7 protein-coding genes are annotated in these 12,690 nt (G+C 35.9%); 4 read left to right on the top strand and 3 right to left on the bottom strand.

From position 1 onward, the window contains the following. Positions 1-56 precede the first annotated feature (56 nt). From EHR01_RS10185 to EHR01_RS10170, 4 genes are all read left to right on the top strand, one after another. Positions 57-779, top strand: coding sequence for a hypothetical protein (locus EHR01_RS10185; RefSeq protein ID WP_135694689.1), 723 nt, complete (start codon positions 57-59; stop codon positions 777-779). A 54-nt stretch (positions 780-833) separates the two neighbouring features. Next, entirely contained in the window at positions 834-1,523 is a 690-nt protein-coding gene (locus EHR01_RS10180) for an HmuY family protein (protein ID WP_135694688.1), read from the top strand. Between the two features lie 108 nt (positions 1,524-1,631). Further along, positions 1,632-4,043 (top strand): TonB-dependent receptor plug domain-containing protein, encoded by a 2,412-nt coding sequence (locus tag EHR01_RS10175; protein ID WP_135694687.1) that lies wholly within the window; start codon positions 1,632-1,634, stop codon positions 4,041-4,043. 42 nt (positions 4,044-4,085) lie between these two features. Continuing rightward, positions 4,086-4,607, top strand: a complete 522-nt coding sequence (locus tag EHR01_RS10170; protein WP_135694686.1) for a nucleoside 2-deoxyribosyltransferase — start codon at positions 4,086-4,088, stop codon at positions 4,605-4,607. Here the strand turns inward: EHR01_RS10170 and recD are convergent. The 3 genes from recD to EHR01_RS10155 form a co-directional block, all read right to left on the bottom strand. After that, entirely contained in the window at positions 4,599-6,395 is a 1,797-nt protein-coding gene (gene recD / locus EHR01_RS10165; RefSeq protein WP_135694685.1) for an exodeoxyribonuclease V subunit alpha, read from the bottom strand. The genes EHR01_RS10170 and recD overlap by 9 nt on opposite strands. Beyond that, positions 6,392-10,003, bottom strand: coding sequence for a UvrD-helicase domain-containing protein (locus EHR01_RS10160; RefSeq protein WP_135694684.1), 3,612 nt, complete (start codon positions 10,001-10,003; stop codon positions 6,392-6,394). Before EHR01_RS10160 ends, recD begins: the two co-directional genes overlap by 4 nt. Continuing rightward, the coding region (locus EHR01_RS10155; RefSeq protein ID WP_135694683.1) for an exodeoxyribonuclease V subunit gamma at positions 10,004-12,690 on the bottom strand (2,687 nt) is incomplete at its 5' end.

Raw genomic sequence — 12,690 nt, 5'->3', positions numbered from 1 at the left:
GAATCGGACTAAAAAGAATTTGAGAATCAGAATCAATTAAAAATGGGAGAGCACCTATGAACAAGCTCAAAAAATTCCTTACCTTCACCTTGGCCTCTTGCCTTGCTATGACCTTCATTTCCTGCGAACAAGAAGAGAATGCTGATAACAATACTACCTTTTTGGGACTCTTAACAGTTTCACAAGCAATGACAGATGCAACTAAGCGCTGTGAGACTACGATTGATGGTAATTACATTTCTGGTACTTATGCTGCTTTGTGTACACCAACAGCTGGGCAGGGACGTTTCTTCCGTATCGAAGGAATGAAAGCTTTAGGAGATAATGGGTATTTTTATTTGTTTCTCGGTTACTCAGCAGCACCAACAAGTGCAACTCCTGCGGCAACAGGCCAATACTCATTTGTTGCAGGGAAGTCGGTATCAAGTCCTAATCCCTATGTTTGGTTTCGAAATTTAGAATATGGAAACTACCAAGGTGGACAGGCGGCAAGTGGTGCAAATCCAACTAACTTTAGCTTATCGACTGACCAAGAACTATGTGTAAGTTTTTCCGGAACAACGACTGCTCCCACAACTTACCTTTGGGTAACTGGTGTCAGTGGTGCAAACTGTAAACTAACAAATACACTTCAGAAAGAAAATGCAGTTATAAATTATTCTGCATGGCCTTCTTCTGGGAACGTCATTCCTTCTGGAACCCAAGCTTACTTCCGTTTCTCAAATGTTACATTGTTAACTGGAGCTAAAATTGTTGTTTCTTCGGAAAGCATCTTATAACGAAAAGAACTGGTTGCCGAAGATGATTCGGCAACTAACAAAAAGTGAGTTTTTATGAATCAAATAATACAATCGGTGAAACGAGTTACGGTTTTTGGGTACTTTGTCTTTTTTAATATTTTTTTAATAAATTGTTCGATGAAACCGAAGGCAGAAGATGATTCTGCTGCACTTTTGTTTCTTCTTACAGGTGGGAATTCAAACAACTTACCTTGTAGCATCCCGGCAAACGCTGTGAATACTACAGGATCTTATAATACTATTGTGAATGCATCTTCCGCATGTGCTTGGGTATATGTTAGCTTAAAGTTAGATGGAGCGCTTGTCGATTCTTCTGCACAATGGGACCTTGCTTTCAAAAGATATAATATAGAAACCAATAGCGGCACAAGTGGCTCAGGAAGTGGGGGAGCTTGTAATTCAGGATCAACAAATTTTTCCGCTACCTTTGATGGTTCTGAATGTACGGCAGTGGTAGATGTAAAGTTATCCTCAGCAGGAGGAGGTCCTGTGTCTGCTTCTTCGGAAAGTATCAACCCGGTTATGGCTGCACCGCTTGATTTAACTCCAATGCCTGCTGGTTATGGTACTTGGTATACGTATGCAGATACAATTTTGACGGCAAAATTGAATGTATATATCGTTACAGGTAGTGAGGGTTCTAAATATGCAATACAAATGTTGGATTATTATAGTGTAGCTGGCACCTCTGGGTATCCAAAATTTCGTTGGAAGAAGTTATGATCCTTCCTTGCGAATTGCTGTTTGGTGCTAATGATGTCTCAATTTATCTGTAACCAAAAGTCCAACAAAAAAGGTTTCATGTATTTTTGTTGGGTAATTTTTTTATTTATGATCGTGCCGTTTCATTTATTCTCACAAACCGTTTCGCCCAAGGAAGATGCAGAAAATCCTGGGCCAACAAACAACAAGGAAACTACCAAACAACAAAAACATGGAGAGTCTGGGGTTCAACCAAATGAGGTTAACGGGGATCGATCTAATATAATCACAGTCACTGGAACAAGGCGTAGGAATTTGCTTAAAGATTCAACGATCACAACAGAAGTGATTACTCGAAAAGATATTGATGCGATGGGAGCAAGAGATCTATCTCAAACTTTAGGGAATGTTCCTGGAATTGAAGTAAGGCCAGCGCAAACAGGAGAAAGGGGACAAACTGTTCGGTTGCAAGGATTATCTGCGCAAAACGTATTGATACTGGTGGATGGACAAAGAACAACGGGAAGGTTTAGTGGATCAATTGATTTAACAAGATTTAAAGCAGAGGACATCGAACGTATTGAAATTGTAAAAGGAGCTTCTTCGGCGATATATGGGTCCGATGCGATTGCTGGAGTTATTAATATCATCACTAAGGAAGCGCAAGATCCATTGTATGCGGAGTTCCGAACTTTAGGTGGATCTGGCAGTGAAAAGTACTATGGTCCCTATACGGAATTTCGAAATTATGCATCTGTTGGTGCAAAAACTGAGAAACTATCAACTTTGATTACAGTGGGTTGGCATAAAGGGGAAGGATATGATTTAACACCTGATGCTACTCCGGGACCAAGGAACGGTCGGTATGCCTCACTAGCCCTAGGTTACAATCCGTATCCTGCAAATACGTCTATTGTTAATTCCTATTTATTTGCTACAAGATTACCTGGTTATACTCCTCCTCTTGAATCTACATCTGGCAGTGCCTTTAATGATATGAACCTATCGAATAAAACTGTTTATCATGCAACGGATAACTTAACTTTGACAAGTCAGTTTTATTATCGACATTTAGACCAGTCGGCGGTGGATGCATCACCACCTCGAACTGTATATGATCGCAGAAATAAAACTCATGATTTTATGGGTGCATTTAATGTAGATTGGGTTGCAAACAAAAAGATAAATGTAAATCTTAATGCTAACTATTCAAGGTTTCAGGATTTATATACAACGGACCAAAGAAAAGCGGACGATTTAGATTCACAACAACGGACTGACAATGCAGTCACTGAGTTTCGGTCAAGAGTTGATTATAAAATTTCTGAAAATCATGTGACTTCAGTTGGAGCAGAGAACCTACAAGATCAAATTTCATCTGCCCGAATTGCGCCAGATTGTCGAAGAACTTATCCTAATGTCTGTTATGAAGATTTTAATCCAGAGTTAACCAAGGGACAGACAATCAATGGGAATGCCTATCGTTTCCGAAATGCATTTTATGTACAAGATGAATGGCGAGTATCAGATAAACCAAGAATACAAATTGTTCCTGGAGTTCGTTATGATCATGATTCAATTTATGGTGGGGAATGGCTTCCTAAACTTGCAGTTCGCTACGATGTCACGGATCAGTTTCGATTTAGAGCAGCCAATGGACTTGGATATAGAGCACCAAGTTTCCAAGATTTATATTTTAATTTTTTAAATCCTGGAGTAGGGTATCGAGTTGTTGGGAGTTCAAATTTAAAACCAGAACTTTCGAGAAGTTATAATTTTGGTTGGGAGTGGGATATCACAAAAAGGATTTGGTATAGCTCCAATTTGTTTCATAACAACGTAGACAATTTAATTGGATTTAGAACCAATCCGATAAGAGATTCTTCTGGACTGATGGTTTACCAAACATCAAATTATCAGAAGGCAACAACACAAGGAATTGAGTCTTCTCTCAACATTAGAATTTCCGAAATAGTTACCACAAGTGTCGGATACACCTATACAAATACAAAAGATGAATTAACAAATCTTCCACTAGAAGGCAGAGGCCCACATCGTTGGAACTTCAGCGTTCGATTGGATGAAAAATCAAGTGGATTGTCTTTGTCTGTATTTGCTGTAGTATTCGGAAAACAACCATACTATTGTGTAAAAAATCCTTTTTGGTGTAATCCTGATCTTCCATCCAACTTTGATGGATTGGAGGCGTTGTTAAATAACCAAGCACAAACTAACATAAGCAATTCGCTCAGTGCCCTTCCTGCAGCAGTATCGGATTATTGTTCGGAAAATAATTTGTCTTATTGCACAACAAACCCAACTTATGGTTATCGAATGGTGAATCCTCATACAAATCTAAACTTACGTTTGTCTCAAAGATTTTTTGGACACTTCCAGTGGTTTGTAGGTGTTGATAATGCATTGGATGCTTGGGATTTACAGTATAATCCACAAAGGCCTCGCTTCTATTATTTTGGATTGGATGGCAAATTTGCTTTTAGCGAAGTGAAAATGACTCCGGTAGAACCTCAAGTGAATTAAAAAATCCTTTCAATCTTTTCTTGGTTCCCGCTAGAATTCAGTATGCAAACAATCTATCTTGCGGGACCCGAAGTTTTTTTACCAAATGCTTTGGAGGTTCTTGCCGATGCAAAAAAACTTTGTGAGAAATTTGGATTTGATGCTCTCACTCCTTTTGATGGTGCAGTGACAGATCAAGTCAAACTTGCCAAAGCAAATCAAATTTTTAAAGAAAATATTTTACTGATCCAGAGATCGGATATTATAATCGCCAATTGTAACCCATTTCGAGGAGCTTGCGTTGATGATGGGACTGCTTTTGAAATTGGATACGCATATGGAAAAGGGAAACGGGTTTTTGGTTACCTAAAGGATAATCGAAGTTTGCCGGAAATAGTAATGTCCAATATTTCAACCAATAAACATGATTCTGGTTATGCGATTGATCAAGACGGATATTTATTAAACGAAGACTTTGGCAACAGTATAAACTTAATGTTAGAATTCTCTATCTTGGATTCAGGCGGAAGTTTGGTTCTTGGGAATTTGGAGACTGTGTTGAAATTAATCCAAACTTTAGGCTAAAGTAAAACCTGTGTTTCGTTTTCGAAATGTTTCTAAACCTAAGTTCCAAGTAGAATGATCTCCCATTAGGATTACCTTCTTTTTTGCTCTTGTTACTGCTGTGTATAAAATTCTTCGGTTGAGAATAGGAACTTCATTTAGATCTTCTGATTGATAAGAGGAAATAGGTGGCAAGTAGAGTAGGATGGTATTGTATTCTGAACCTTGGCTTTTATGAATTGTCAGAAAAAAAGCAGGTTCATGTTCGGGTAGAGTGTCCAATGCAAAAGAATACAGACGGTTTTCAATGGGGAAGACCGCCCTTAATTCAGAATCAATTCTTAATACGAGCCCAATGTCTCCATTAAAAAGTTTTCGAATCTGATCATTTCTTTTGATGATGATTGGCATTCCTTCGAAGTAAAAGGATTTTGCTAAGTGGCGGTATTCGATCTTTTGTGAATTAGAATGAAAGGAAGTTAAATGTTTTTTTGCTAAATCAAGGATTCGGTTGTGAATCGATTCGATCCCAAAAAAACCGTTTCTTAAAATTGTCAAACACCGATATTCCGAAATTAGTCCATCTAGTATTTCCTTGTTTAGTTTTAAGGTTAAGTCTTCTTTTTTCCAATCTAAGGCAGTGGCCTTGATGGCAGTCGGTAAAAAGTAGTCTGTCCATAAAAAATGGATGAGGTCATTTTGTTTCCAATCTTTAAATGAAAAGTCTTCTTCTTGGTTCGATTTTTCTTTTTGTAACCAAATAAAATCAGCTTCATCTGCGATTTGGTTGTACTCTAGCGCAATTGGGTTTGGGAAATTTTGTTTTTTGTCTGTATGATCAAATGAATTTTTTACCAATTCTGCAAACTGACTGAACATGGAAGTATTAGATGATCTATGATTAGCCTTTAATTCTGAAACAAATTTTCCTTGTTTTTTGAATTCAGTCAAAAGGTCTGATAATACTTCTCCTTGTCCAACTGAAGGTAATTGGTTCGGATCACCTAACAAAATTAATTTGGTTGATTCCCCGATTGATTGTAGAAGTAAATTCATTACTTCTATGTCCACCATAGAAGTTTCATCCATAATGATTAAATCGTAGGGTAAGTATCTTTTTTCTCCGTAATAAGGTTTGGTTATATTGGGGAAGATTTTTAATAGGTTATGGATAGTTTGTCCTCGAAGCGAAGAAACAAGTTCTTTTGTATTTGGGAAAAAACTTAAATTTTTTTGAATAGATTCGGTAAGCCTTTGTGCGGCTCGCCCCGTGGGTGCTACAAGTGCAATCCGGTTCGGATTTGGTAGACTCTTGATTTCATCTAACACCTTTAAGATGAAGGAAACCACAGTTGTTTTTCCTGTCCCTGGCCCACCCGCAACTATTCGAAAAGAAGAAGTGACTGATTCGATTACAGCTTGTTTTTGTTCTCTTGCGAGTGGATTTTGAAAGTTCGTTTCTAAATGGGAGATTATGGATTCAATTTCTGTTGATTGTTTTTGGGATGTTATTTCCTCATTTGATAGGTTTGAAACTAAGGCGGTAATATTTTTTTCAAATTGTTTTTTTTCTTTATATGTTTTTTGAAAGAATAACCTAGATTCATTTCCGAAAGATTCTAAATAAAAAGGAAATCTATTTTCGAAATTTGTTATGGATTTTTGGTTTGTAATCGAAAGATAAAGATCTCCATTTTGTGTTGCTTCGATTAAGTTTGTTATTAGTTCTGTATGTTCCACCGAGAGATGTGGAAAACAATGGATGATCTCTTTTGCCATTTCCAAATAGGATGAGTCAGTTTGTTTCATAAATAGTGTCTCTCCAAACTAACGGAAGCTTCTTGGATATAAGACAAAATTTCTTTTCGAATTTCTCCGAATGTTTCTAAAGTCCATTGGTCTTCTGATGTTTTTAGATCAGAATAGATTCCTGCATTTTGAAAAGTACCCATACCGCGTAAAAATAAATAGTAAACGCCACCAAAACGGTCTAAAGCCAACTCCTCTCCATAAAGAGAAGCTAAGTAGTCAAAAAGGATGAGGGCGTAAACCGATTTTTGGATCATGTATCCTTTTTCAACGACGGCTGCAGTGACCGCAGTGGTATCATAAAGATCATTTGGCAAAAGATTTGATTTATAATCGGCAATGTAGTACTTCCCATTTTTACAAAATACTAAGTCGATGGCTCCTTTGAGGTAATTCTCAAATCCCGGAGACAGCGGAGTGCCGGATTTTTCTAACATTTTTTGTACATACAGATGAAATTTTAATTCGGAAGATTTTTCTTCTGGTTCTAAGTGACTCAAACAAAAAGTGGATCCATCCGCCAAAGTGATTTCTGCAGTCATTGCTTGTTTTAAAAGATCCAAAACATTTTTCTCTAAAGATTCAGCCGATGTTTGTTGTAATTTAATCGGATACTGGCGAAAGGATTGTGAGTATGCCCAAATCCATGAAGGGTGTTTTGAAATTTTTTCTACTTCTAAATCAAAAATTGAAAATTCACATAACTCAAGTATACGATGTAAAAAATTTCCAACTTTGGAGCTGGAAGGGAGTTTCGATTTTGTTTGATAAGGTTCCGATTCAAGAGGTTCTTCGATCTCTTTTGGTGTTTCATTGTTCTGTTTTATCGGATGAATTTGAGAGCTTTGTAAGCTTGTATAACTATGTTGCAATAAAATTCTTCCTGCTTTGACTTCAATCGGAAGGACAACTGGCTTTGTTTTCTTTTTTTTGTTTTCAATTATTTCTTTAGTCGTATTTTTATTTTTAATAAAATCGGTGTGAGCTTGATTTCGGAATTGAAAACTATATTGAGAGTTAGGATGTTCTGAAAGCGAATCCTGAATCCTTTGCAGTTCGTTGAATAAAATATTTCCATATCCTGATTTTTGAAAAGAATCTTTTCCCCAAGATAACTTTGGTAGATACAATCTAAGGTTAGGCCTTGTTAAGGCAACGTAAAGTAATCGTTTTTGTTCGTTTAGAAAATGTTTGAATTCATTTTGTTTTCCAATTTTTGAATCCCAGAGGCTTAGTATCCACTTTCTTTCGTTTTTTTTGTTTTCTTCGATTAGGGTAGGGTATTCGTAATTTGAAATACTTTGTGCTCTGGTTCCAAAATAATATAAAAAAACAATAGGCCATTCCAATCCTTTGGAGGCGTGAATGGTTAGGATTTGAACGGCATCGTCTTCTGTTTCGCGGTCATATAGTGGTTCTTCCTCTGGTGAAGATTTGGTTTGTTTGAGTTTTCTTAGTTCAGCAAGTAATTCAGTTAGATTTGCGTTAGATCTAATTTGATATTCTAATAATCTTTGAAAAATTTGTCTGTAATTGGTTCGTTTTCTTTCCCATTCTAAGTTCTTTAAATCATGGTTCCAAAGAACTTTTGTTTCATCCATCACAGAACGAAAAAAAGCTGCATAACGGTTGTCCCGAATGAGTTTTAACCAAACATCCATTAGGGATTTTTCATAAGAATCAATTGAATGTTCGTTGTATCGTGGTAAGTCTTCTGGTTTTACACCAAAAAGATCGGAGAATAAAATTCGTTTATAAGAGCGGGAACTATTTGATTCTTCTAAACACTCTAATAGATTTTCAATTTGTTCCGCTTCTCTTGATTGGAAAATTCCTCTTTGTTTGTAAATAGAGCAGGGGATTCCAGCTTTCGAAAGAGTTCTTTCAATTAATTCTGTGTCTTTTTTACTGCCACATAACACTGCTATGTCTTTTAATTTAACTTTTTGAGCAGGGACAGCTCCTTTTTTTCTATAGGATAGAGTTTGTTCATTTTGCTGGAAGGATAGGATTTCGTTTTTGATTGACTCAGCCCAAATATTTTTTGCTGAGCTAACGTTCTGGATGTTTTCTTCGTATTGGATCACATGGATTCCAAATTCATTCGGATCAATATACTGGTATTTTATTTCTGAAGGTTCGGGATAAGATACAGGATGGTATTGGTAATCTTCTTTTTTTGACCCTGGTTCTTCAATTGGGAAAAAGTTAGTTTCTCCCAAATCTTTCTCTTGGTTATGGAAGAGTAGATTTAAGCCATTGATGATTTCTTTGGTGGATCGATAATTTGTAGTTAGACTCCCTCTGGAATTGTTAAAGTCCGATGCTGCTTCTAAGTAAATCCCAATATCAGCGCCACGAAACCCATAGATACTTTGTTTTGGATCTCCAATACAAAATAACATTCTTGTTTTGTCTTTGGGGTCTACAAAAAGAGATTTAAAAATTTGGTATTGGTTTTTGTCGGTGTCTTGGAATTCATCCAGAATACAAACTTGGTATCGTTCTTTTAATGATTGGATTAAAGTATGGTTTGGGACTTTCACAAGAGTCTCATGAACTTTTAATATCATTTGATCATATGTTAAAGATTCCCCCGTTTTTAATTGTTGTTTTGTGTCTTCAACTAATTGGAGCGCTGTTTCTTGCAGAAACCACACTCCATTCATATCAATTTGATCGATAGGGAATGTTTCTTCTAACAGAGAAACTACAGATTCTATGTTAGATTGGAGTTGTAAAGCTTTCGCATCCAAATTTTTTGCAACTGTTTTGCCGACTAATAAAAAATAGGCGAATCCTTGGTAGGTTGCTCCCTCGGAACTTCTTTTTAATCCAACAATTCGTTGTAATTCTATTTTGAGAAGTTCAGGATCCTTTGATTTGATAGCAGAGAGAAAACTTTCAAATAAAAGCCAGTTTTCCATCCATTTTTCAATGGTAACTTTGTTACCTTGGGTTTGGATGGATTGACCGACAGAACCTCGCAAGGAGACAATGATTTGGGTTAGGGAAGTGACAATTGTTTCAATTTTTGATGAACCAAGGATAGAATCTATTGTTATCGCTTTCGGGAAGTGATAATTTTTTGTATTGGAAAGAATTTTTGATACTGCGATCGTAATACTCTGTTCGTTCTCTAAAGTTTTAGATTCAATTAGATCTTTTGCCAATAAGTCTGATTCTTTTCCACCCCAATGATTTCGTTTCAAAAGATAAAAATTTTTGTTTATTAATTCATCTGTACTCACCAAACGAACATTTGGATTGTTTTGGGTTTCAATTGGGTATTCCTTTAATACCATATTACAAAATCCGTGAATGGTTGAGATTGTTACTTGGTCTAAGTCACGTAAATACCGATAAAAGCCAGGTTTGTTGCCATTATCTGATAATTCTAATATTTTTGCTTTGAGTCTTGCTTTTAGCTCTCCCGCTGCCTTTTCCGTAAAAGTGAGAATCAATGTATTTAAGATTCTATTTTCTTGGATATTGTTCTCTACATCATATTTCATGATGTCGCCTAACATTTCCATGATGAGGTAAGTTTTGCCCGTTCCAGCAGAAGCTTCTATGAATTTTGGTTTATGAAGTAGGGGATGATCCATTTACGAAAACCCCTTCCTTAATAGTGGTAAAAAAATATGAATCACTGTCTGGATCGAAAATTCATTAAGCAATACTTGCGTGTATGGAGAAAGTTTCATCAACCGGTTTTCAAATTCAAGGATCGTTTCTGACTCCTCATTTAAAAAATCATTCCAGAGTTGTTCAATCTTCGTTAAGTCTGTTTCAATTTCTTCTAAACTATGTTTGGCGAAAAATAAATTGAGCCCAGAAATGGGTATATATTTTGGATTTTTATCTGTGACCAATTGGAATATCGATTCCAAATACATCTTGCAATCAGCTTCTGAAAGCCGAGTCATGTCGATCCAAACATTATTTTTGAAGTCTTTAGAATTGGCGGGAATGATGACCAAACGATTTCCTGTCACTCGAAACAAACAAGCACTCATCAATACATAGGCCATTTTTCCGAAATAATCTTTTAAATACTCGTTAGGATGTTTTGGTTTATCATAGATACTACCTGAATAAAACCAATAGTAAACTCCATCTTTTTCAATTATATTTTCCCATTCCCCAACAAGTGTATGTGTTTCCGAAACTTGGTAGGAGCTCAGTTTTTTACAATCTCTTAGCCCTGTATCACCAATAGAAACAGCACTATGGTAAACTAACCGATCTTCAGTGTGGAAAAGTGATTCTTTGATGACAGAAAATCTTTCTGCAACGATTTCTAGTTCGTCTAAAAGTTTTTCTGATGAAACGATATAAAATGCGCCATAAGGAAACTCTGCATTTTGTTCCGCTTTGAGAGTGAACTCTTGGAGATGGGTTTGAATTTTATTTCTATTCCAGGTCCATTCTTTTTCGGAGACTAAAGATTCTGTAAAAATCGGGATGAAGATGGACTTGATGGTAAAAATTTCTAACTGGTTGAGTCGGAAAGGTTCTTCTTTGGAATCTTCTTCGTCGTCCGAAATTTTTCCCATGTTTTCTGATAAGGATCCTAAGATGGGATTCTTCAATCCATTCGTAAGTTGTTGAATAGAAAGTTCATTTGTTATTCTAGAAGAGGTTTCTTCGAAGATTAAATCTTTTGGGTTTGTAAAATTAGGATTTGGAAATTCGTAACCTTCTCCTATAAACCTTTCTAAGTTTCTAATATAATCAAATGAAGGGAAAGGATTTTCATCATAGAACCGACTGTAGGATGTTAGTGGTAATTCCACTGCTTCTTTGATCTTCATTGCACTCATTACTTCAAAAAGAGTAGAACAAGGCTCAAATTCTTTATCTTCCAACGTATTTTTACCAACATAAGAAAAAGTGATACTTTCTTCAGCTGATAAGATTGATTCCCAAAAAAGTGATTCTTGGATTTCCCTTCGATTAAGATCCCATGGTTTGGAATCATACCTTCTTAAGTTAAATCGAGATCGATCAATCGAACCAGGGAACTTTCCTTCTCCAAGGCCTGCAATGTAAACATGCAAAAAAGGAATAGGTCGCATTGGTTGTAAAAGAGAAACGGTGACTCCTTCTGTTAAATAATTACCACGTTGCATGGGGATATCAGAAAAAATTTCTTCCGTCAATAAGGAGATCATTTCTAAAAAATCGTTTGTTTCTTCCCAATCCGATTCACACCAGGATTGGATGGAACGTAACCATTGGTTAAAATAAATTCTTTCTCTTTCCCATCCTGCTTCGAAAAAAAATAATTTTTGGAATAAGTTCTCAAGTATGGAATAACGTTTTTCTTTTGGCGCCTTTAATATTTTTTCTTTTAGTTCAATGCGAATTTCTTTGATTCGATTCCATATTTCCACAAATTGAATGATTGTTTTTTCTGAGGATATTTGTTTTGTTACAATTTGTGTTTCAGTCCAAGCAGATTCTTCATCAGCAACCATAGAGACAACTGCTCTTTTGAGACCAAAAGAAATTGTATATGGATTGTATTCGTTTTCTTCTTCATAAATTGAACCTAACGAATCAATCAATTCCAGAACTTTTATAGAAGTTTCATCTTCATTTAAATCGTTTGGCCCGGTGATGAGTGGATTTTTAAATAAAGTATGAATGTCTTCTTTTTCGAATCGATCGTTTTTGATGCAGCGGAACAATGTTGATAATGCTAAATAAAGTTGCGAAGTGTCTTTTGCCACTAAATCAGTAATAGAATATGGTATTTTGATGAGATTAGGTAGGTTTTTTTCTTTATCCGTTGTATAAATTCCGCCATCAAACACCCATTCAACGGCAGATCGATATTCATTCATGTTGGGAACTAAAATTGCAAAATCAAGTAAGTTCAGATTTCCTTTGTTTGAATTAATTTTATTTAAAATGTCGTGAACTATTGATTCAATTTCTCGATATACAGAAGGTGCGTTCCATACGCGGACGGTTTGGTCTTCCAAATAGTTCTCTTCTTTCAAAGATTCTTCTAACAAAATGGCTTTTAATTTGGAAAGCATTCCTCCGCTCACAAATTTTGATTTTTGTTTGTTATAAATTTCTTTTGAAAATTCTTTTGCCAAAAAAGATTGTGGTTTGGAAAATTTAGATAAAAAGTTTTTTGTTTTCTCCGGATTTTTTCCAATGGTTTTGCCATTATGAAATTGGTAGATATGAACGTTTAACTCTGAATCAGAATGCCCAGCCGCTTCTTTCAAAAAGTCGATGTAGGTCCCTGAAAGGTTTGACAAACAAAACAAGTGTA

This window comes from Leptospira mtsangambouensis (assembly GCF_004770475.1).
Lineage (GTDB): Bacteria > Spirochaetota > Leptospiria > Leptospirales > Leptospiraceae > Leptospira_A > Leptospira_A mtsangambouensis.
This window is presented reverse-complemented; position numbering and strand designations above follow the sequence as displayed.

Excerpts from the sequence above, each read along its gene's own strand:
- EHR01_RS10160 (WP_135694684.1), bottom strand. The coding sequence starts at position 10,003 with ATGGATCATCCCCTACTTCATAAACCAAAATTCATAGAAGCTTCTGCT.
- EHR01_RS10180 (WP_135694688.1), top strand. The coding sequence starts at position 834 with ATGAATCAAATAATACAATCGGTGAAACGAGTTACGGTTTTTGGGTAC.
- EHR01_RS10185 (WP_135694689.1), top strand. The coding sequence starts at position 57 with ATGAACAAGCTCAAAAAATTCCTTACCTTCACCTTGGCCTCTTGCCTT.
- EHR01_RS10175 (WP_135694687.1), top strand. The coding sequence starts at position 1,632 with ATGATCGTGCCGTTTCATTTATTCTCACAAACCGTTTCGCCCAAGGAA.
- recD (WP_135694685.1), bottom strand. The coding sequence starts at position 6,395 with ATGAAACAAACTGACTCATCCTATTTGGAAATGGCAAAAGAGATCATC.
- EHR01_RS10170 (WP_135694686.1), top strand. The coding sequence starts at position 4,086 with ATGCAAACAATCTATCTTGCGGGACCCGAAGTTTTTTTACCAAATGCT.